At 59.5% G+C, this 19,724-nt stretch carries 20 protein-coding genes and 4 tRNA genes; 12 read left to right on the top strand and 12 right to left on the bottom strand.

Annotation, left to right across the window (positions count from 1 at the left end):
* Positions 1-35: 35 nt before the first annotated feature.
* Positions 36-2,645, top strand: coding sequence for a Fe/S-dependent 2-methylisocitrate dehydratase AcnD (gene acnD / locus HW452_RS16275; RefSeq protein ID WP_224107148.1), 2,610 nt, complete (start codon positions 36-38; stop codon positions 2,643-2,645).
* Between the two features lie 18 nt (positions 2,646-2,663).
* Positions 2,664-3,878, top strand: coding sequence for a 2-methylaconitate cis-trans isomerase PrpF (prpF, locus tag HW452_RS16270; protein WP_224107147.1), 1,215 nt, complete (start codon positions 2,664-2,666; stop codon positions 3,876-3,878).
* A 110-nt stretch (positions 3,879-3,988) separates the two neighbouring features.
* On the opposite strand, the gene HW452_RS16265 is transcribed toward prpF, so the two are convergent.
* Complete coding sequence (locus tag HW452_RS16265; protein ID WP_224107146.1) at positions 3,989-4,273, bottom strand: ComEA family DNA-binding protein; 285 nt, start codon at positions 4,271-4,273, stop codon at positions 3,989-3,991.
* A 215-nt stretch (positions 4,274-4,488) separates the two neighbouring features.
* Here HW452_RS16265 and pyrF point away from each other — a divergent pair, with 215 nt between their 5' ends.
* Positions 4,489-5,181 carry an orotidine-5'-phosphate decarboxylase gene (gene pyrF / locus HW452_RS16260; protein WP_224107145.1) on the top strand — a complete coding sequence of 231 codons (693 nt, stop codon included), beginning with the start codon at positions 4,489-4,491 and terminating at the stop codon, positions 5,179-5,181.
* Between the two features lie 4 nt (positions 5,182-5,185).
* On the opposite strand, the gene lapB is transcribed toward pyrF, so the two are convergent.
* The 3 genes from lapB to HW452_RS16245 all read right to left on the bottom strand — a co-directional run bounded on the left by lapB (position 5,186) and on the right by HW452_RS16245 (position 7,184).
* Positions 5,186-6,385 carry a lipopolysaccharide assembly protein LapB gene (gene lapB / locus HW452_RS16255; RefSeq protein ID WP_224107144.1) on the bottom strand — a complete coding sequence of 400 codons (1,200 nt, stop codon included), beginning with the start codon at positions 6,383-6,385 and terminating at the stop codon, positions 5,186-5,188.
* Positions 6,386-6,709, bottom strand: coding sequence for a lipopolysaccharide assembly protein LapA domain-containing protein (locus tag HW452_RS16250; RefSeq protein ID WP_224107143.1), 324 nt, complete (start codon positions 6,707-6,709; stop codon positions 6,386-6,388).
* Positions 6,710-6,818: 109 nt separating this feature from the next.
* Positions 6,819-7,184: an integration host factor subunit beta gene (locus tag HW452_RS16245; RefSeq protein WP_224107142.1), complete on the bottom strand. Its 366-nt coding sequence runs from the start codon at positions 7,182-7,184 to the stop codon at positions 6,819-6,821.
* 138 nt (positions 7,185-7,322) lie between these two features.
* Here HW452_RS16245 and HW452_RS16240 point away from each other — a divergent pair, with 138 nt between their 5' ends.
* Together HW452_RS16240 and HW452_RS16235 are read left to right on the top strand one after the other, a co-directional pair.
* Positions 7,323-7,616: a succinate dehydrogenase assembly factor 2 gene (locus HW452_RS16240; protein WP_224107141.1), complete on the top strand. Its 294-nt coding sequence runs from the start codon at positions 7,323-7,325 to the stop codon at positions 7,614-7,616.
* Between the two features lie 43 nt (positions 7,617-7,659).
* On the top strand, positions 7,660-7,974 hold the full coding sequence (locus tag HW452_RS16235; protein WP_224107140.1) for a hypothetical protein: 315 nt from the start codon (positions 7,660-7,662) through the stop codon (positions 7,972-7,974).
* On the opposite strand, the gene nadB is transcribed toward HW452_RS16235, so the two are convergent.
* The 7 genes from nadB to uvrY all read right to left on the bottom strand — a co-directional run bounded on the left by nadB (position 7,951) and on the right by uvrY (position 13,318).
* The gene (nadB, locus tag HW452_RS16230; RefSeq protein ID WP_224107139.1) at positions 7,951-9,546 is read right to left on the bottom strand and encodes an L-aspartate oxidase; all 1,596 of its coding nucleotides are present in this window, start codon (positions 9,544-9,546) and stop codon (positions 7,951-7,953) included. The two genes, HW452_RS16235 and nadB, sit on opposite strands and share 24 nt — an antisense overlap.
* A gap of 156 nt (positions 9,547-9,702) precedes the next feature.
* Positions 9,703-9,789: transfer RNA gene (locus HW452_RS16225), tRNA-Leu, on the bottom strand.
* A gap of 35 nt (positions 9,790-9,824) precedes the next feature.
* A tRNA-Cys gene (locus tag HW452_RS16220) sits at positions 9,825-9,898 on the bottom strand.
* An 86-nt stretch (positions 9,899-9,984) separates the two neighbouring features.
* Positions 9,985-10,059 (bottom strand) — tRNA-Gly (locus tag HW452_RS16215).
* An 83-nt stretch (positions 10,060-10,142) separates the two neighbouring features.
* Complete coding sequence (gene pgsA / locus HW452_RS16210) at positions 10,143-10,691, bottom strand: CDP-diacylglycerol--glycerol-3-phosphate 3-phosphatidyltransferase (RefSeq protein WP_224107138.1); 549 nt, start codon at positions 10,689-10,691, stop codon at positions 10,143-10,145.
* Between the two features lie 119 nt (positions 10,692-10,810).
* Positions 10,811-12,625, bottom strand: coding sequence for an excinuclease ABC subunit UvrC (uvrC, locus tag HW452_RS16205; RefSeq protein ID WP_224107137.1), 1,815 nt, complete (start codon positions 12,623-12,625; stop codon positions 10,811-10,813).
* 42 nt (positions 12,626-12,667) lie between these two features.
* Positions 12,668-13,318 carry a UvrY/SirA/GacA family response regulator transcription factor gene (uvrY, locus tag HW452_RS16200; RefSeq protein ID WP_106376068.1) on the bottom strand — a complete coding sequence of 217 codons (651 nt, stop codon included), beginning with the start codon at positions 13,316-13,318 and terminating at the stop codon, positions 12,668-12,670.
* Between the two features lie 188 nt (positions 13,319-13,506).
* On the opposite strand from uvrY, the gene HW452_RS16195 reads away from it, so the two are divergent.
* Positions 13,507-13,582 (top strand) — tRNA-Ala (locus tag HW452_RS16195).
* Between the two features lie 151 nt (positions 13,583-13,733).
* Here HW452_RS16195 and argF read toward each other — a convergent pair.
* The gene (argF, locus tag HW452_RS16190) at positions 13,734-14,654 is read right to left on the bottom strand and encodes an ornithine carbamoyltransferase (RefSeq protein WP_224107136.1); all 921 of its coding nucleotides are present in this window, start codon (positions 14,652-14,654) and stop codon (positions 13,734-13,736) included.
* Positions 14,655-14,841: 187 nt separating this feature from the next.
* Between argF and grxD the strand changes: the two genes are divergently transcribed.
* The 6 genes from grxD to HW452_RS16160 all read left to right on the top strand — a co-directional run bounded on the left by grxD (position 14,842) and on the right by HW452_RS16160 (position 19,718).
* On the top strand, positions 14,842-15,192 hold the full coding sequence (gene grxD, locus HW452_RS16185) for a Grx4 family monothiol glutaredoxin (RefSeq protein WP_224107135.1): 351 nt from the start codon (positions 14,842-14,844) through the stop codon (positions 15,190-15,192).
* 139 nt (positions 15,193-15,331) lie between these two features.
* On the top strand, positions 15,332-17,248 hold the full coding sequence (gene dnaX, locus HW452_RS16180) for a DNA polymerase III subunit gamma/tau (RefSeq protein WP_224107134.1): 1,917 nt from the start codon (positions 15,332-15,334) through the stop codon (positions 17,246-17,248).
* A gap of 51 nt (positions 17,249-17,299) precedes the next feature.
* On the top strand, positions 17,300-17,626 hold the full coding sequence (locus HW452_RS16175; protein WP_106376064.1) for a YbaB/EbfC family nucleoid-associated protein: 327 nt from the start codon (positions 17,300-17,302) through the stop codon (positions 17,624-17,626).
* Positions 17,627-17,629: 3 nt separating this feature from the next.
* Entirely contained in the window at positions 17,630-18,235 is a 606-nt protein-coding gene (gene recR / locus HW452_RS16170; RefSeq protein ID WP_224107133.1) for a recombination mediator RecR, read from the top strand.
* Positions 18,236-18,285: 50 nt separating this feature from the next.
* A complete protein-coding gene (rnd, locus tag HW452_RS16165) occupies positions 18,286-19,419 on the top strand; it encodes a ribonuclease D (RefSeq protein ID WP_224107132.1) in 1,134 nt (377 codons plus the stop codon).
* The gene (locus HW452_RS16160; RefSeq protein WP_224107131.1) at positions 19,416-19,718 is read left to right on the top strand and encodes a YcgL domain-containing protein; all 303 of its coding nucleotides are present in this window, start codon (positions 19,416-19,418) and stop codon (positions 19,716-19,718) included. The genes rnd and HW452_RS16160 overlap by 4 nt, the downstream gene beginning before the upstream one ends.
* The last annotated feature ends 6 nt before the right edge of the window (positions 19,719-19,724 follow it).

Here is a 19,724-nt window from a genome sequence, read left to right as displayed (position 1 = left end):
GGCCTGAATTTTTGCCCCTTTGCGTGAGTCCTGCCATGAATACCCGCTACCGTAAGCCGCTGCCTGGTACCGAACTCGAGTTTTTCGACGCTCGTGAGGCGGTGGAAGACATTCAGCCCGGCGCCTATGACAAGCTTCCCTATACCTCCCGCGTGCTCGCCGAGCAGCTGGTGCGCCGCTGCGACCCGGCACTGCTGTCCGATGCCCTGATCCAGCTGATCGAGCGGCGGCGCGATCTGGATTTCCCCTGGTATCCGGCGCGGGTGGTGTGTCACGACATTCTGGGCCAGACCGCGCTGGTGGACCTGGCCGGGTTGCGTGATGCCATTGCCGAGAAGGGGGGCGACCCTGCCAAGGTCAACCCCGTCGTGCCCACTCAATTGATTGTCGATCACTCCTTGGCCGTCGAGCATGCAGGCTTTGAAGAGGGCGCGTTCGAGAAGAATCGTGCCATCGAGGATCGCCGCAACGACGATCGTTTCCACTTTATCAACTGGACCAGGACGGCGTTCGAGAACGTCGATGTGATCCCGCCCGGCAACGGCATCATGCACCAGATCAATCTGGAGAAGATGTCGCCGGTGGTGCAGAACCGTGACGGCATTGCCTACCCGGATACCTGCGTGGGTACGGATAGCCATACGCCCATGGTGGATGCCCTGGGCGTGATTTCCGTAGGCGTGGGTGGGCTCGAGGCCGAAAGTGTCATGCTGGGCAGGGCGTCCATGATGCGCCTGCCGGATATCGTCGGTGTAGAGCTTGCCGGCAAGCTGCAGCCGGGGATTACCGGCACTGACATGGTACTGGCCATTACCGAATTTCTGCGCAAGGAACGGGTGGTCGGCGCCTATCTTGAATTTTTCGGTGAAGGCGCCGATGCACTGACCATTGGTGACCGCGCGACCATTTCGAACATGACGCCCGAGTATGGGGCGACGGCGGCCATGTTCTACATCGACGGCCAGACCATCGACTACCTGAAACTGACCGGGCGCGAGGATGAGCAGGTAGCGCTGGTGGAAACCTACGCCAGGCACACCGGTCTCTGGGCAGACAGCCTGAAAGGCGTCGAGTACGAGCGCCTGCTGCGCTTTGATCTCTCGTCGGTGACCCGCACCCTGGCCGGGCCTTCCAATCCCCATGCGCACCTGCCGACCTCGGAACTCGTTGCTCGCGGTATTGCGGTAGGGCTTGAGGCGGCACGCGACGAGGAGCGTGCTGGCCGAATGCCCGATGGCGCGGTGATTATCGCCGCCATTACCAGCTGCACCAATACGTCGAACCCGCGCAACATGGTGGCCGCTGGCTTGATTGCCCGCAACGCCAACCGCCTGGGGCTTGCCCGCAAGCCCTGGGTGAAGTCGTCGCTGGCGCCGGGCTCCAAGACCGTCAAGATGTATCTGGAAGAAGCCGGATTGATGAGCGAGCTTGAGGCGCTTGGCTTTGGCGTGGTGGCCTACGCCTGTACCACTTGCAACGGCATGTCCGGGGCGCTGGACCCGAAAATCGAGCAGGAGATTACCCAGCGTGATCTTTACGCCACCGCTGTGCTGTCGGGTAACCGCAACTTCGATGGGCGGATTCACCCCAACGCCCAGCAGGCCTTTCTGGCCTCGCCGCCGCTGGTAGTGGCCTACGCCATTGCGGGAACGATTCGTTTTGATATCGAAAAGGACGTGCTGGGCATCGACCAGGCGGGCAATCCCGTTACCTTGAAGGATATCTGGCCCGCCGACGAAGAGATCGATGCTATCGTGCAAGCGGCGGTAAAGCCCGAGCAGTTCCGCCAGACCTACATTCCCATGTTCGACCTGGACAAGAGCGCACGTACCCAGGTAAGCCCGCTGTACGACTGGCGCCCCCAGAGCACCTATATTCGCCGTCCACCGTACTGGGAGGGCAAGATGGCCAGGGAACGCACCCTCAAGGGCATGCGTCCGCTGGCGATCCTGCCGGACAATATCACCACCGACCACCTGTCGCCCTCCAACGCCATCCAGTTGAGCAGTGCCGCGGGCGAGTACCTGGCCAAGATGGGGCTGCCCGAGGAGGACTTCAACTCTTACGCCACCCACCGTGGCGATCATCTCACCGCCCAGCGGGCCACCTTTGCCAATCCCAAGTTGTATAACGAAATGGTGCGCGACGCTGACGGCGTCGTGAAACAGGGCTCGCTGGCACGGGTCGAACCAGAAGGGCAGGTCATGCGCATGTGGGAAGCCATCGAGACGTATATGGCACGCAAGCAGCCACTGATCATCATCGCTGGTGCCGACTACGGCCAGGGTTCCTCGCGGGACTGGGCGGCCAAGGGGGTGGCGCTGGCCGGTGTGGAGGCGATTGTTGCGGAAGGCTTCGAGCGTATTCACCGCACCAACCTGATCGGCATGGGCGTCATGCCGCTGGAGTTCGAGCCCGGCACCACGCGCCTGACGCTTGCTCTTGATGGCACCGAAACCTTCGATGTGGAAGGGGCCGTGTCGCCGGGCGCTCTGCTGACCCTGGTGATTCATCGCCGCGAAGGAGGAAGCGAGCGCGTGGTGGTGAAGTGTCGCCTGGACACCGCCGAGGAAGTGTCGATTTATACCGCCGGCGGCGTGCTGCAGCGCTTTGCCCAGGACTTTCTCGAATCATCGGCTGCCTGAACCTGACGGAGTGAACTCATGAATGACGCCGCGCGCCACTATCCACCGCAGATCCGTATTCCCGCGACCTATATGCGGGGGGGCACCAGCAAGGGCGTGTTTTTCAAGTTAAGCGACTTGCCTGCTGCCGCGCAGGTGCCAGGCACCGCCCGTGATCAGCTGCTCTTGCGTGTCATCGGCAGTCCCGACCCCTATGAAAAGCAGATCGACGGGATGGGCGGCGCCACGTCGAGTACCAGCAAGACGGTCATTCTGTCCAAAAGTGAATCCACCGAGCACGATGTGGACTACCTGTTTGGTCAGGTCGCCATCGACAAGCCCTACGTGGACTGGAGCGGCAACTGCGGCAACCTTTCCGCTGCGGTTGGTCCTTTTGCGGTGGCCAACGGCTTGGTAGACGCTGCGCGTATTCCGCATGATGGTGTGGTCGAAGTGCGCATCTGGCAGGTGAATATCCAGAAAACCATCGTGTCTCGGGTGCCTGTCATCAATGGCCAAGTGCAGGAGACCGGGGATTTCGAGCTCGATGGCGTGACCTTTCCTGCCGCTGAGATTCCGGTAGCCTTCATGGACCCGGCCGATGGTGAAGGGGCAATCTTCCCTACCGGCAATCTGATCGATGAGCTCGACGTGCCCGGTGTGGGGCTGCTCAGGGCAACGCTGATCAACGCAGGTATCCCTACGGTTTTTGTCGATGCGGCAGATCTAGGCTATGACGGCACCGAAAGGCAGGCCGCCATCAATGGAGATGAGCGTGCGCTGGAACTATTTGAGACGATTCGCGCCCAGGGTGCTCTGCGTATGGGGTTGATTGCCGATATCAGTGAAGCCGCCCAGCGCCAGCATACCCCCAAGATCGCGTTTGTAGCCCCGCCGGCGGATTACGTTGCCTCGAGCGGCAAGTGCATAAAAGGCGCGGATATCGATCTGCTGGTGCGGGCGCTCTCGATGGGAAAACTGCACCATGCGATGATGGGCACCGCAGCCGTTGCCATTGCAGCCGCTGCTGCCATTGAGGGCACGCTGGTCAACCTAGCCGCTACCCGCGACACATCCGGGGGCGGCAAGCGCAATGCCGTCACGTTTGGACATCCGTCCGGCAGCTTGCGGGTCGGGGCAGAGGCCCGCCTTGTCGAGGGCTGCTGGCATATCGAAAAAGCGGTAATGAGCCGTAGCGCTCGAGTATTGATGGAAGGCGTCGTGCGCATTCCCGGTGACAGCTTTCAGGCCTGAAAGGTGAGGCCCTGACGTCACAAGGGGGTGAAAACCTTGGCAATCGAGAAACGCAGGTGAATTATCCGGTGGCCTGGAAAGTGCCACCGGATAATGGCAAAGCTTGGCATTCAGTCTTCAATCACCACCTGGTCACGCATGCGATCAACCGTCGCTTCACCAATGCCGCTGACGCGAGTCAGGTCATCGGCGCTTTCAAAGTCACCATTGGCTTCACGCTCTTCAACGATGGCCGCAGCACGGCTTGGCCCGATACCTGGCAGCTCGGCGAGCAGTTCCTCGTTGGCGGTATTGATATTGATGGGGGCGACATCTTGTGCCAATGCACTGCTGGTCACACCCAGGCTCAGGCTCAGTACGAGAGCTGCAAACAGGTTTTTCAGTGTCATGTTCATCAGGCGAATTGTCCCTTGTAAGTCAGCAGGATAAAAGTAGCGACCGAATTATTGTTAACGGTGCGCCTGACTAACTTAACGCGTTCATTTAATGAATGTTGTCAGAGATGTGCGATACGATTTGTAAGTATTCGGCTATCCATGTGTGGCAAATCGCTTACAAGCAAGCCTCAAGAGACTGTTATAATGCGCTTAAATGAGTATGGAGTTGTGCTGTGTCTGAATCCCCGCTGATCATCGCGCTTGATTACCCGTCTCTGGATGCCGCCTTGTGCATGGCTGACCAGCTTGACCCGGCCCGCTGCCGTTTGAAAGTGGGCAAGGAGCTGTTTACCCGTAGCGGCCCGGCCGTGCTTGAAGCGTTGCATGGGCGTGGGTTCGACGTGTTTCTGGACCTTAAATTTCATGACATTCCCAATACGGTGGCGGGTGCCGTACAGGCGGCGGCGGAGCAGGGGGTATGGATGGTGAATGTGCATGCCGCTGGCGGTCGCAGGATGATGGAGGCGGCGGCCGAGCGGCTTGCAAGCAACCATTTGACCACCCATTTGATTGCGGTCACCGTGTTGACCAGCACCGAGCAGAGCGGTCTGCAGGAAGTCGGTGTTACCGGCGCGCTGGACGAGCAGGTCGAACGCCTGGCGCGCTTGACGCAGCAAAGCGGCCTGGATGGCGTGGTATGTTCAGCTCAGGAGGCGGCGCATCTCAGGAAGGTATGCGGTGAGCGCTTTTTGAAAGTCACGCCAGGTATTCGCCCCAGTTTTGCCGCAGTCAATGATCAGCAGCGCATCATGACGCCCAGTGAAGCGATGCGGGCAGGAAGCACTCACCTGGTCATCGGGCGCCCGGTTACTCAGGCGACTGATCCCATGCAGGCGCTTGCCGCCATAGAAGCCGACCTCGCTTGAAGCACTATTCGCCTTCAACGCCGGTGATGGGTTTGATCGTTCCCCAGCGCCGGCAGCTGGGACACTGCCAGGAAAGGGCGTCACTCGAGAATCCGCAGCGCCTGCAGCGGTGTCGTGGCCGGTCCTTCAGCAAGGCCTGCGTATGGTACTTGAGCAGTAACAGGCGCGAGTCTGGTGTCGCTCTGCCGCTCAGACGCTGGCTTTCAACATACAGGTCGAGCAGGTAGTCAAGCCCGCCCAGGCTCGGCGCCTCGTGTAGCCACTCACCCGTTCGCTCGATGGCACTATCCACGCCATCACGCTGGTGAACAAGCTCGCCCAACATCACGATGACGCTCGTGTAGGGGGCTTGGTCCAGCAACCGATACAGGTGAGCTTCCAGACCCTTGATGTCATCGAGGCGCATATAGGCGCGCTTCAAGGCCGGCAGCATGGTCGGGATGTGCGCGGCATCCTGTGTGGGAATATGCTCGAGCCGCTCGATGGCGCGCGCATAGTGGCCGTTGTCCATTTCAAGCTCAGCCAGCAGCAGCGTGGCGCGAATGCAGCGTTCATCCAGCTGCAGCGCTTTCTTGAGGTGCTTTCTAGCCAGTGCGCGGCTGGACTGGGCGATCTCTTCCTGGGCCAGTTCGCACAGCCAGTGCGACGCCGGGCGGCGCATTCCCGCATGTTGCTTCAAAAGCGGCTGAATGACATCGTAGGCGTGATGCCACTCTTTTTCACGCTCGAGAATATCGACCATCAGCCGCTTGGCGGCATAGCGAAACTCGTCGTTCGTTGAGTGTTCAAGCAGCGAGTCCAGTAAACGCTGCGCCCGATCATGGACGCCCAGTGCCATGAAATCGCGCGCAAGCTCGAGTTGAACGCTTTCATTGACGCTACGCGACAGCGCGGGCCGAGCCAGCAGATTCTGATGAATGCTGACGGCCTTGTCGGCCTCACCACGCATTCGGAACAGTTTGCCCAGCGCAATATGCGTGTCTACCGTATCACTATTGACGTCCAGGGCATTGATAAACGTATTGATGGCTTCATCGGGCTGCTCGTTGAGCAGATAGTTCAGCCCGATGAAGTATTCGCGTGATAGCGAGGAGGAGGTGGCCACGGGCGCCTGGCGGGCGCGGCGAGCGGCATGGCGAATGCCCAACCCGAAGCCGATGGCAATGGCCGCCAGCAGCAAGCCTAGCAGCATGGCATCATGCATTTAGGCGAGTTCCTTGAGCTCCCGCGGTTCCTTGAACTCCTGTGTGCGTAGACGATCCAGCTCCTTGCGCTGCTGCTTGTTATGGCGTTCGCTGCGTGCCAGGCGGGTTTTCAGGCGCGCATAGACCCCCAGCATGGCGAGCATGCCCAGCAGCACGCCAAACGTCAGCGCTGCCAGCAGCCACACCGAGAACGAGACGGCGGGCAGTTCTACCCAGATGAGATTCAAGGCAATGGCTTGCTGGTTATTCACGGCAAACAGAATGCCGATCAGTAGAACAACCAGCAAGATAACGGCAAGAATCAGCCCTTTGATCCAACGCATGAGAGTTTCCTAGTCAGTGACGTTCGCAGAGTGGCTCTATTGTGTATGAGTCTTGGCGCGACGTCATCCTACAGATATAGATTACCAATAGGGCAGTGACTGCCTTGGGCTAGTAGCCAAGCGCACGGCTGGCATCCACCTGTTCGCGTAGCTCCTTGCCTGGCTTGAAATGAGGAACATACTTGCCATCCAGCTCGACGGGGTCACCTGTTTTCGGGTTGCGACCCGTGCGGGGCTCACGAAAGTGCAGCGAAAAACTGCCGAAGCCACGTATTTCGACGCGGCCGCCACTGGAAAGGGCTTCGGTCATATCGTCCAGAATAATACGTACCGCCGTTTCGACTTCTTTGGCGGATAGCTCCGGTTGACGCATCGCGATTTGTTCGATCAATTCAGATTTGGTCATCGGTTGGCTCCCTGCAAGCTGTGAAGGCCGTGGCTGGCTCTGCTGATCTCGATCACTCGAATTCAGCATACTGTGCAAATCGATATTAAACAATGCAGATAAAACAAGGTACTAGACTGGATAACAGCATAGGCGAAGCTTGGCGCTGGCGCGACCTTTTAGCTTAGGTATACTGGCGCTTCATTTTCATCATCAAAGAGGCCGGCCTTGAGCGACGACACATCCTCAGAAGCCATTCTGCGCAAGCGCCTTTACTGGCACTCCCGGCGCGGCATGTGGGAACTGGATCTACTGCTGATTCCGTTTCTGGAAAAACGTTTTCAAACACTTGGCGAGGAGGACCGGCGAGCTTACGAACGGTTGATTGCCGAAGAAGACCAGGATCTGTTTGTCTGGCTGATGCACCGCGAATGGCCGGAAGACCCCGCGCTACGGCGTATCGTGCAGATGATCGTCGAGCATGCCGAAAACACCGATAATTCTGCCTATCGTACCCTCTAGCGCTGCTGGTCTGCTCCAGGCGGTTTTAGCACTGGGGCTTTGTGTGCTGAGCCTTCAGCTATTGGGCGCCTGGGTGGCCGGTATCGCGGGCGCCGTGTTTATCGTACTGCTCTGGCGCAGCGCTTCTGTCCAGCCCAAGGGGGTACTCTACCTCACAGAGGGTGAGGGCACGCTGTCGGGACGTTGGCGACTGGCCTATGGAGAGCTTGGGGAAGAGTTGACCGTGCGCTGTGACTACCTGGGCCCTTGGCTGATAGGACTTTGGGTAGGGCCTGAGCGTCTCTGGCTCTGGCCCGATAGCCTGCCCCGCGAAAGCCACCGGCAGCTGCGCCGGTTATGCCACCGTGCCGGGCGTTAGGTCGGCAAGGGTCAGGCAAGAGGGGGCGGTTGCTGGCTGGCCAGAAGGCCAGTCAGTCGAGTAGTGCAGCCCGCGCGACTCACGGCGCGTCACTGCTGCCGCTACCGTCAGCTTTGCCAGCAAGAGTGCCTGGCGAAGCTGGATGCCTTCAAGCGAGCATTGATCCACTGGCCCCTCGTTCAGGCGCATTGATAGTTCGGCAAGCTTGTGTTGAGCAGTCTTGAGGCCGGCGCTGCTGCGCACAATCGATACATGCTGAGTCATGATACAGCGAAGCTCGTGGCGTAGCGCCATGAGCATGTCCTGATCTGGCGGGCTCAACGTGGCAAGGCGTTCGGGTCCTGAAGGCGTCGAGTTCTTCCAGTGGGGCGCTTTTTTCTCGCGCAGCGCCTGGGCGCAGCTTCTGGCATAGACCAGACACTCCAGCAGCGAATTGCTCGCCATGCGGTTGGCACCATGCAAGCCTGTATAGGCAACTTCCCCAACGGCATACAGGTTAGGTACTTGCGTGGCGCCCTGATGGTTCGTGGCAATGCCGCCGCAGCTATAGTGCGCGGCGGGAACTACCGGGATCGGCTGCCGCGTTATATCCATGCCGCGTGCGGCGCAGTGGGCGACAATCGTCGGGAAGTGATGGTGAATGGCGCGCTCCCCCAGGTGGCGGATATCCAGCCACACGTGCCCGAGGTTGCTCTTCTGGATCTGAGCATCGATAGCTCGTGCCACCACATCCCGGGGCGCCAGTTCGGCTCTGGGATCAAGGGCGGGCATGAACCGCTTGCCGGCTTCATCGAGCAGGTAGCCGCCTTCGCCGCGTACCGCTTCGCTGATGAGAAATGCTGGCCCGTCAGGGTCATACAGGCTGGTCGGATGAAACTGCTGAAACTCCAGATTCATCAACGGCGCACCCAGCTCGGCGGCCATGATCATGCCTTCGCCGCTGCTGGGAGAGGGAGTGGTCGTGTGCTGATAAAGACCGCTGGCGCCACCGGTAGCCAGTACGGTGTTATAGGCCGTCAGTCTGTGCAACTGATGCTGCGCGTCAAGCCCGTAAGCGCCGCGACAACCCCCGTCATCATCCTGCAGTAACCCCAGCATGGTGAGGTCATTGCGCTGATGAATGCGTGGGTGCTGTGCGGCCTTGTGCGAGAGCGTATCAATCAGTGCACGTCCCGTGGCGTCATCGGCGTGAATGACTCTCCGCGCGCTATGCCCGCCTTCTCGGGTCAGATGGTAGGCATAGCGGGCGCCGTCGGTGGTATCCGGCGTAAAGGGGACGCCATTGTCGATCAGCCACTGAATGGCCTCCGGGCCATGAGTAACGGTAAAGCGAACCGCCTGCTCATTGCACAAGCCGTCCCCGGCGATCAGCGTATCCTGGATATGGGCTTCCAGGCTGTCCTCCGGGGAGAGTGCGGCGGCGATGCCCCCTTGAGCCCATCGGCTGGCGCCTTTTTCATCGTGTTCTGGGCGCACCAGTGTGACAGAAAAGTGCTCGGCTGCCATAAGCGCCAGGGTCAGGCCGGCCACGCCGCCGCCAATAATCAGAATATCGCTTGTTGGCGTGCTCATCAGGCCCGCTCCTTTTTATAGCTATCTGCAGTGTGCTGCCAAACGGCAGGCATCATAGCGTGGCCATCAGTGGTTGGCGATGCAGAAACGCAAAAAATCCGCATCGATCATGGTGATCGTGCAGATAGTCAAAATAAGGGGAGCGAAAAATAGAAGTGGTGCCCGGAGCCGGACTTGAACCGGCACGGGGTTACCCCCGAGAGATTTTAAGTCTCTTGCGTCTACCGATTTCGCCATCCGGGCAGTGCAGCATGAAAACGTTGCACGGCACATAAAAGTGGAGGCTGGAGTCGGAATCGAACCGGCGTACACGGAGTTGCAGTCCGCTGCATAACCACTCTGCCATCCAGCCTGAAGAGTCGATGGAGCGGGAAAAGAGATTTGACCGGGCTGGCGTTCCAGCTCTCGACCCTACCTGCTTTGCCACACTGTCCAAGTTGGAGCGGGAAAAGAGATTCGAACTCTCGACCCTCGCCTTGGCAAGGCGATGCTCTACCACTGAGCTATTCCCGCTCGACTCGAGGGCGAATTATACGCATCGCCGGTGAGATGTCAATCATCAATGTCGTCATCATCTCATCCAGGTAATCAAATACTTACATGGAGCGACTAAGATGAGGCCAGGCCGCCTTGAGATACTGGATCATTGACCAGAGTGTCAGGACCGCAGCGGCATAGAGAACGACAACGCCCAGCAGGGCAATTTCGTGACTGGGCGGCAGGGCGAGCAGGATCAGCAGCGCCACCATCTGTAGCGTAGTCTTGAGCTTGCCGATCCAGGAAACCGCCACCAGGCCGCGTTTGCCCATTTCTGCCATCCACTCCCGCAGTGCGGAAATGACGATTTCACGTCCGATAATGACCAGCGCCGGTAGCGTCAGCACCAGGGTGTCGTAACGCTCGATCAGCAGGGCCAGAGCCACGACGACCATGAGCTTGTCGGCTACCGGATCCAGAAACGCGCCAAAGGGCGTCGACTGATTCCAGCGCCGGGCCAGATAGCCGTCCAGCCAGTCGGTCGCCGACGCCAGGGCGAAAAGCCCGGCGGCCAGCGGCATGCTCCAGTTGAAAGGCAAGTAGAACAGCACGACAAGCAGAGGAATGAAGGCAACTCTGGCTAGTGTCAGTAGGTTGGGTATATTCATCGCGGTCGGCGATCCTTACCGGAGAGTCATAAGATTCGAAATGTGGTCTAGGGCCATTCTATCCCCCTTGGCAGGCGGCATCCATGCCCAAGGCGGGTTTATCCGTCAAGGGCAAGATATTATTTATTAAGGGCAAGATAAATGCTCTCGGCAAGTGCTGCGTTGATGCCCGGCACTCGCGCAAGCTCCGCGCGGCTGGCCTTCTGCACGCCTTGAAGCCCGCCAAAAAAGCGTAGAAGTTCGCGTCGGCGCTTGGGGCCGATACCGGGTATCTCCTGGAGCGTCGAGGTGCGTCTGGCTTTATCACGCTGCGCGCGGTGCCCAGCGATGGCAAAACGGTGCGATTCATCGCGGATGTGCTGGATAAGGTGCAGGGCAGGCGATGCAGGGTCCAGCGGTAGCGGATTGTCGGCGGTTTCCAGAAACAGCGTTTCAAGCCCTGCCTTGCGCGTCGTACCCTTGGCCACGCCGAGCAGAAGGATGCCGGTGACCGCGAGCTCGTCGAGCACCTCTCGCGCCATGTTGAGCTGACCCTTGCCGCCGTCGACTATCAAGATGTCCGGTGCCACGGCCTCGCCGCTCTTGACGCGTTTCAACCGGCGGGTAAGCGCCTGCTGCATGGCCGCGTAATCGTCGCCGGCGGCCACGCCTTCGATGCGAAAGTGACGATAGTCACTCTTGCGCGGACCCTGATGATCGAAGACCACACAGGAGGCCACCGTGGCTTCGCCGTGGCTGTGGCTGATATCAAAGCACTCAAGCCGCTCGGGCAGGCTGTCAAGTCCCAGCGCCTTCTGCAGGGCGGCAAAACGCTGGGTGAGCTGGGTGGTATTGGCCAGTTGTGACGCCAGCTGCTGCTCTGCATTGGTCATGGCCAACTGCTGCCACTGGGCGCGGTGGCCACGCACCTGGCTGGTGACACGGATGCGCTTGCCCGCCTGCTGGGTCAATGCCTCGGCAATCAGCGCGCTATCGTCCAGGGTATGGCTGGTGATGACTTCACTGGGAACGTTATGTGGCTGGCCGAAGTAGTATTGGCTGACGACGTCGGTCAGCAAGGCTTCCGGGGTCAGATCCAGTCCGTTCTTCGGAGCGTGATGGCGTGCGCCAAGCATCCGGCCATCGCGGACGCTCAGTATTGAAATGCCCAATGCGCCAGGGCGCTGGGCCAGGGCAAAGATGTCCGCATCGCCACTGTCGTTATCCACGAACTGGCGCTGCTGGAGCTGACGCAGTTGCTGTATCTGGTCACGCAGGCGGCCGGCCTCTTCGAAATTCAGCGCCTGGCTTGCGGTTTCCATAGCCTGGGTAAGCGCCTGAGTAACGTCCTCGCTCTTGCCCTCGAGGCACATCACTGCGTGCTCGACGTCACGTTGATAGTCCTCCTCGGCGATGTAGTCCACGCAGGGCGCACTGCAGCGGTTGATCTGGTACTGCAGGCAGGGGCGGGAGCGGTGGGCAAATACGCTGTCTTCGCAGTTGCGAATATGAAAGATCTTCTGCATCAATGAGAGGCTTTCGCGGACTGCGCCGCTGCTCGGATAAGGGCCGAGATAGCGACCATCGTCCCGACGCTGGCGAGCGCGCTTGTATTCAAGCTTGGGGTAGGGGTGGCGGTCGGTCACGAAGACAAACGGGTAGGACTTGTCGTCGCGCAGCAGAATGTTATAGGGCGGACGCAGCTCCTTGATCAGCGTCTGTTCGAGCAAAAGCGCCTCGGTTTCGCTACGAGTGACGGTAATCTGGATATCCGCAATTCGTGCGACCATGGCTTGGGTCTTGGTATTGAGCTGGCCACGAAAATAGCTGGCAAGGCGCGCTTTCAAGCGTTTCGCCTTGCCCACATAAAGAGTGTTGCCATCGTCATCCAGCATGCGATAGACACCGGGGGAGGTGCTTACCGAGCTTAAGAACTGCTTTGCATTAAATGTCATTGCACCGTATCGAGCGCCGAGGAGTCGCTAGGGATGTTAGGTTCAACCCTGGCTGCCGTCAAAGCCTTCCACAAGGCCGTGGCGCAGCGCCAGGTGTGTCAGTTCGACATCGGTGGCGACTTGAAGTTTATCGAACAGTCGATAGCGGTAGGTATTGACGGTTTTGGGGCTCAGGTGCAGGCGATCCGAGATGTCCTGAACGCGCTGGCAGTTGACGATCATCAGGGCAATCTGCAGCTCACGATGAGAGAGATGGCTGAACGGATTGTCCTCGTTGGTAAAGTGAGCCAGCGCCAGGCGTTGGGCAATTTCCTGGCTGACATAGCGTCGGCCGTGGAAAACCTGGCGGATGGCATCGGTCATTTCAGCCGCATCAGCGCCCTTGCTCAAGAAGCCCGAAGCACCCGCTTCGAGCATGCGCCGCAGCACGCTATCTTCCATGTGTGCCGTCAGGATCAATACCTTGATGTCCACCATCGTACGGTGAATGCGCCTGGTGGCTTCCAGACCGCCAATACCGGGCATGCGTATATCCATCAGCACGATATCGGGTTTCAAGTGCCGGCACTGAGTGACAGCGCTTTCGCCGTCGTCGACTTCGCCTATGATTTTTATATCGCTTTCTTCGTTCAGCAGGTGAGCAATACTGGTTCTCACCAGGTGGTGATCATCGGCAATTAGAACGTTGATCAATGGACTGGCTCCTGCATGGAAACATAGTGGGCTCAGGCGATAGCCGCTGATGCTTACGCATAGAGTGCCACAGCTATCTATAAAGGAGAATTAGTAAGCACTTATTTGGATAGAACATTGACGCAGGCCCGTTTTCATAATAGTATGCGCCTCGCTGTCCACGCAGAATTGTTCGCGCTGATAGTAAAGGGGCCTTAGCTCAGCTGGGAGAGCGCAACACTGGCAGTGTTGAGGTCAGCGGTTCGATCCCGCTAGGCTCCACCAAAATTTATCCAAAAAGCCTCGCTATCCGTAGCGAGGCTTTTTTGTATGCCTGTCAGCAGGCGCGCGTGTCCGGTGCCGATGAGATTGTCCTGGCTTGCCAGCCGCCGAGAAAGTATCTTTAGCGGCTGGCAGTACTGGTGGTTTCAGGCGTCTATTCGCTGATACGGCCAAGCAGCAGAAATTCGATCAGCGCCTTCTGGGCGTGCAGGCGGTTGCCGGCTTCCTGCCAGACCACCGAACGCGGGTCATCGAGCAGGGTATGGCTGATCTCCTCGCCACGGTGAGCGGGCAGGCAGTGCAGGAACAGCACATCGTCCTTTGCCTTGTCCAGCATGGCTTCGCTGACCTGAAAGCCTGCGAAATCCGCTTCGCGCCTGGCCTGCTCCTCTTCCTGGCCCATGGATGCCCACACATCGGTCGTGACCAGGTCAACATCCTGCACGGCGGCCTCGGGGTCGTGAAGCAGCGTCACGCGATCACCGGCGGCGGCCAGGATATCTTCACGCGGCTCATAGCCTTTCGGGCAACAGATGCGCAGGTTGAAATCGAACTGGCGGGCGGCATTGATCCAGGAGTGGCACATGTTGTTACCATCGCCGATCCACACCGCCGTGCGACCCTTGACGCTGCCGCGAAGCTCGGTCCAGGTCATGACGTCAGCCAGCAGTTGGCAGGGGTGGTAGTCATCGCTCAGCGCGTTGATGACCGGCACGCTGCTGGCGCTGGCATAGGTTTCAAGTCCGGCGTGAGAAAAGGTGCGGATCATGACGGCATCGACCATTTCCGACAGCACGCGTGCGGTGTCTTCGATGGGTTCGCCACGGCCAAGCTGGGTGTCGCGCGGTGAAAGAAACAGGGCGTGTCCGCCGAACTGCGCCATGCCGGTTTCAAAGGAGACGCGCGTACGGGTGGACGACTTCTCAAAAATCATGGCCAGCGTGCGGTTGGGAAGCGGCGTATAGACCGGCCCATTGGCTTTCAGGTCCGTCTTGATCTTGATGGCACGCTGAATCAGATAATCCAGTTCGTCAGGCGTCAAATCCAGCAGGGTAAGGAAATGGCGTGTCGCCATGGTTGCTTCTCTCCGCGCAAAAACACCATCCTAGCGAGGCGGCGGGGGATGCGCAACGCAAGCGGCATGCGTAGAATGGCGTTCAAGGATGAAGGCCGAGTAACGCGCTCAGGTATTGTTAGCGAGATGCCGGGCCTTGCATATACTCATCTTGGTCGTGTCAATTCTTTACTCAAGGAGTACTCACATGAGCACAACAGCCGAAAACATTCAGCGTCAGATTGGCGAAAACCCCATCCTGATCTACATGAAAGGCACGCCTCAGCTGCCTCAGTGCGGCTTTTCTGCCCAGACCGTTCAGGCATTGATGAGCTGCGGCGAACGCTTTGCCTTCGTCAACGTTCTGGACAACCCCGATATTCGTGCCGAACTGCCCAAGATTGCCAACTGGCCGACTTTCCCGCAGCTGTGGGTGGAGGGCGAGCTGGTTGGCGGCTGCGATATCGTCATGGAAATGCACCAGAATGGCGAACTCGAAAAGCTGGTAAAGGAAGCCGCTGAACGTGCCAATGCCGAGCAGGCCGACGATAACGCCTGATGAACGCGTCCGGGCTAGCCGCCCGGACGGTTGGCGGGCTGCAGCGTAGCCGCTAGAATGGCGTTTTTACCATGCATTGCGGGCACTTGGTGTTGAAGTGATGCACTATCATGCAGCCCGCTGAAGGAAACATTGCTCAATGAGCTATCAGGTTCTGGCCCGCAAATGGCGGCCACGTACATTCCACGAGCTCGTGGGCCAGGCCCATGTTCAACGCGCTCTGGTCAATGCCCTTGACCAGGGCCGTCTGCATCACGCGTACCTGTTTACCGGCACCCGCGGTGTGGGCAAGACCACGCTTGCGCGCATCCTCGCCAAATGCTTGAACTGCACGGCCAACGGCCTCGGCGATGAAGGCATTACCTCGACGCCCTGCGGCCGGTGCGACAGTTGCCAGGCCATCGATGAAGGGCGCTTTGTCGATCTGATCGAGGTCGATGCGGCGTCGCGCACCAAGGTCGAAGATACCCGGGAGCTGCTGGATAACGTGCAGTATGCGCCCACTCAGGGGCGCTACAAGGTGTACCTGATCGATGAGGTGCACATGCTCTCGACCAGCAGCTTCAATGCGCTGCTGAAAACCCTGGAAGAACCCCCTCCCCACGTCAAGTTCCTGCTGGCCACCACCGACCCGCAGAAGTTGCCGGCTACGGTGCTTTCCCGCTGCCTTCAGTTTACCTTGAAGCACATGCCGCCTGAGCGTGTGGTCGAGCATCTGACCTATGTGCTGGGAGAAGAAGGGGTCGCATTTGACGAAAGTGCGCTATGGCTTCTGGGCAAGGCGGCCGAAGGCTCCATGCGCGATGCCATGAGCCTGACCGACCAGGCCATTGCCTTTGGGCAAGGCGCGGTACGCCATGCCGACGTGGCGGCCATGCTGGGCACGCTTGATCACCGCCATGTGCTGGCGCTGGCCGAGGCACTGGCTGACGTGGACGTTCAGCGGCTGTTGAGCGAGGTGAGTCAGTTGGCCGAACAGGGGCCTGATTTTGCTGCGGTACTCGACGAGCTGTCGGCGATTCTGCATCGTCTTGCCGTGGCGCAGATGGTGCCTGATGCGGTCGATAACAGTCATGGTGACCGTGAGACGATTCTGGCCCTGGCCAGCCGCTTTACTGCGGAAGATATTCAGCTTTATTACCAGATTGGTATTCAAGGCCGTGGCGATATGGTACACGCCCCGGATTTGCGCAGCGCGCTGGAGATGACCTTGCTGCGCATGCTGGCGTTTCGCCCCCAGGGCGTTCCCAAGCCGCCGCGCACGCCACTACCGCTGCGCGCCGAACCGTCGGGCGGCAGTGCTGAGCAGTCGGCTCAGCCTCGTGTAGAGCAGACCGACGTCCCTCAGTCAGCGCCAGAGGCTTCGCAGGAAGATGCAAAGCCTTTCGCCGCTGTGCCGGCTGAACCTGGCTCGGCGGTGCAGCCACCGCGCCCAGAGATCGAGCAGCCGGCTACGCCAGACGAGGCTGATAACCAGGCACCGCCTCCCTGGTCGCTGGACGAGGTCGCCGAGGCGGCAACAGAGGTAACATCCCTGCCAGAGCCAGAGCCAGAGCCAGAGCCAGAGCCAGAGCCAGAGCCAGAGCCAGAGCCAGAGCCAGAAACAGCGCAGTCGCCACCTGAACCGCCCCAGGCGCTGGTCGTTGAGCCTGGTGGGCTGCTCGATCATCAGAAATGGCTGCTATGCTTTGACTCACTAGGGCTTGGTGGGCTGACGCGCAACCTGGCAGCCAACTGTCTTCTGGAAAGCGATGACGGCAAGACGTTGACGCTGCGTCTGGATCCGAGCCAGGCCGCCATGCAGGCCGAGGTTCACCAGACCCGTATCGAGCGGGCGCTGAGTGAGCAGGGTATGCCGCGCCGGGTAATGTTCGACGTTGCCGAGTTGCCAGCTGATCGTGAAACACCGCGCCAGCGTGAAGAGCGCTTGAATCAGGAGCGCCATGCCCAGGCCGTTGATCTTCTTCATCACGATCCCAATATACAGAAGCTTCAGCAGGCCTTTGGCGCGACACTGGTCGAGTCAACCGTCAAGCCGGCCGCTGACAAGCGCTAGCACTATCGTTATCTGTTTTATCCCGTCATTAACCCGCTAGGAGAGCACACCATGTTTAAAGGTGGAATGGGCAACTTGATGAAGCAAGCCCAAGAGATGCAGGAAAAGATGCAGCGCGTTCAGGAAGAAGCCGCCCAGACAGAAGTGCAGGGCGAAGCGGGCGCGGGCATGGTCAAGGTCACCATGAATGGCCGTCACGATGTCAGCAATGTGTCCATTGACCCAAGCGTGCTGGAAGAAGACAAGGAACTGCTTGAAGACCTGCTGGCAGCGGCGGTCAATGATGCTGTACGCAAGGTGGAAGCCAACTCCAAGGCCAAGATGGAAGAAGCAACGGCAGGCCTGAATCTGCCGCCGGGCTTCAAGATGCCGTTTTAAGTAATGCGCTTTTCTCCTCTTATCGAGCAGTTGATGGAGGCGTTTCGCGTCCTTCCAGGCGTTGGGCCCAAGACGGCTCAGCGCATGGCCATGCATCTGCTCGAGCGTGAGCGTCCGGGGGGGCAGCGGTTGGCATCCATCATTCAGAAGGCCATCGACGAAGTGGGCTACTGTCGGCGCTGCCGCACGCTGACCGAAGCCGATATCTGTGCCATATGCGAGACGCCGCGCCGCGATGATACGCTACTGTGCGTGGTAGAATCGCCGGCCGACCAGCTGGCCATAGAAGAAGCAGGCGGTTTCCAGGGGCGTTATTTCGTGCTGCATGGGCATCTCTCGCCGCTGGATGGCATCGGCCCGGATGCGATTGGCCTGGATCAACTGGAAGCCCGCGTGAATGAAGGTCAGATCGAAGAGATCGTGCTGGCCACCAACCCTACCGTGGAAGGGGAGGCAACGGCGCATTACATTGCCGCGCAGCTTGCTCGTCACGGTATCAGGTTTTCACGTCTGGCTTACGGCGTCCCCATGGGAGGGGAACTCGAGTATGTCGATGGCGGTACGCTAAGCCGCGCGTTCAACGGACGTCAGCCCTTCACCAGCGAATAATCACACCCCACATTGCAAGCGCCGCCGCGGTTGCATCAAGGAAGTATGACTTGTCTTCTCTAGCCTCTCCTGTATATCAATGGATTGACACTGCTGACGCGCTTAACGCCGCCTGCGCGCAGGTAGCCGATGCCGATGTGATCGCGCTGGATACCGAGTTCTTTCGTGAAAACACGTTTTTTCCCGTGCCTGCGCTCATCCAGTTCGCCGCCGGGGAGCTTGCGTATCTGATCGACCCGCTTGCTACCCCCTGCACCCCCGCATTCCGCGAGCTGCTCCAGGGTCGCGCAGTCAAGCTCCTGCATGCCTGCAGTGAAGACCTGGAAGTGCTGCAGCATTGGGCGGGAGTGCTCCCGACGCCGCTGGTAGATACGCAGGTAGCCCAGGGGCTGCTGGGTGAAACGCCAGCCATGGGCTATCAGAAGCTGGTAGAGCTGTGGATGGGCGAGACACTGCCCAAGGAGGAGACGCGCTCCAACTGGCTGGAGCGACCACTGACTTCGTCGCAGTGCGATTACGCGGCGCTGGATGTGATCTATCTGTTGAAAGTGTGGGCCCTGCAAGCCGAGCGCCTGACCGAACTTGGCCGCTGCGAATGGCTTGCCTCGGAGTGTGCTGGATTGATCGAGCAGGCCGGGCGCAGCGTCGAGGCAGACGGGCAGTGGTTTACTCGTCATCGTCAGCTGTGGCGGCTGGCCCCCCGTGAACTGGAAGCCTATCGGCTGATGACCATCTGGCGGGAAGGGGAAACCCGGCGGCGCAATCTGCCGCGTAACTGGCTGATCGCCGACAAGCTGCTGTTTGCGGTGGCTGAGGCCATGCCCAAAAACCGTTTTGAGCTTGCCGAGGTGGAAGGCTTGAAGCCCTCGTTGATCAAAAAGGAGGGCGACACTCTTTTATCTCTCGTCAAAAAGGCCCTGCAGGTTGACGAAGCGAGCCTGCCCGCTCGCTGCCCTGACCCCATGCAGCCGGCTTTCAAGCGCCGCTTCAAGGCGCTTAAAGGTGTCGTCACCCAAAAGGCGGGAGAGCTCGGGATTGCGTCTGAAGTGCTGATGCGCCGCCGCGATATCGAAGCTCTGGTGGTGCAGGATATGGCCGGTGAGCCGCTGACGCTGCCGAACGGGTGGCGAGGTGAGTGTCTGGCTGACGGGTTCGTTCAAGCACTTGAGGAGGTGTCCCCATGAGCGACAAGCTGCTTTGCGAGATATTCAAGAGCTCGCGCAAGCAAGAGATGTACCTGTACGTTGACAAGCGCCAAGGGTGTGAACGGGTTCCCGAAGCGCTGATGGAAACCTTCGGCAAGCCCATTTCGGTGCTGACCATGATTCTGACCGCTGACAAGAAGCTGGCACGGGTCGACGCCGGCGAGGTCATCGATGCAATCGAAAGTCAGGGGTTCTATCTGCAGATGCCGCCGGCCAAAGAGGATTATCTGCTGGATATACATCGGGCGCAGCTCAATGCCCGTGACGTGGAAAGGTAACGGCCA

It is taken from the genome of Vreelandella aquamarina, assembly GCF_020075495.1.
Lineage (GTDB): Bacteria > Pseudomonadota > Gammaproteobacteria > Pseudomonadales > Halomonadaceae > Vreelandella > Vreelandella aquamarina_A.
This window is presented reverse-complemented; position numbering and strand designations above follow the sequence as displayed.

What these genes read in the sequence shown, in the direction of transcription:
- HW452_RS16265 (WP_224107146.1), bottom strand. Translation starts at nt 4,273, where the DNA reads ATGAACATGACACTGAAAAACCTGTTTGCAGCTCTCGTACTGAGCCTG.
- grxD (WP_224107135.1), top strand. Translation starts at nt 14,842, where the DNA reads ATGAGCACAACAGCCGAAAACATTCAGCGTCAGATTGGCGAAAACCCC.
- uvrC (WP_224107137.1), bottom strand. Translation starts at nt 12,625, where the DNA reads ATGACATTTAATGCAAAGCAGTTCTTAAGCTCGGTAAGCACCTCCCCC.
- argF (WP_224107136.1), bottom strand. Translation starts at nt 14,654, where the DNA reads ATGGCGACACGCCATTTCCTTACCCTGCTGGATTTGACGCCTGACGAA.
- recR (WP_224107133.1), top strand. Translation starts at nt 17,630, where the DNA reads ATGCGCTTTTCTCCTCTTATCGAGCAGTTGATGGAGGCGTTTCGCGTC.
- HW452_RS16160 (WP_224107131.1), top strand. Translation starts at nt 19,416, where the DNA reads ATGAGCGACAAGCTGCTTTGCGAGATATTCAAGAGCTCGCGCAAGCAA.
- HW452_RS16245 (WP_224107142.1), bottom strand. Translation starts at nt 7,184, where the DNA reads ATGCTGAATTCGAGTGATCGAGATCAGCAGAGCCAGCCACGGCCTTCA.
- prpF (WP_224107147.1), top strand. Translation starts at nt 2,664, where the DNA reads ATGAATGACGCCGCGCGCCACTATCCACCGCAGATCCGTATTCCCGCG.
- lapB (WP_224107144.1), bottom strand. Translation starts at nt 6,385, where the DNA reads ATGCATGATGCCATGCTGCTAGGCTTGCTGCTGGCGGCCATTGCCATC.
- dnaX (WP_224107134.1), top strand. Translation starts at nt 15,332, where the DNA reads ATGAGCTATCAGGTTCTGGCCCGCAAATGGCGGCCACGTACATTCCAC.
- pgsA (WP_224107138.1), bottom strand. Translation starts at nt 10,691, where the DNA reads ATGAATATACCCAACCTACTGACACTAGCCAGAGTTGCCTTCATTCCT.
- HW452_RS16250 (WP_224107143.1), bottom strand. Translation starts at nt 6,709, where the DNA reads ATGCGTTGGATCAAAGGGCTGATTCTTGCCGTTATCTTGCTGGTTGTT.
- HW452_RS16175 (WP_106376064.1), top strand. Translation starts at nt 17,300, where the DNA reads ATGTTTAAAGGTGGAATGGGCAACTTGATGAAGCAAGCCCAAGAGATG.
- nadB (WP_224107139.1), bottom strand. Translation starts at nt 9,546, where the DNA reads ATGAGCACGCCAACAAGCGATATTCTGATTATTGGCGGCGGCGTGGCC.
- acnD (WP_224107148.1), top strand. Translation starts at nt 36, where the DNA reads ATGAATACCCGCTACCGTAAGCCGCTGCCTGGTACCGAACTCGAGTTT.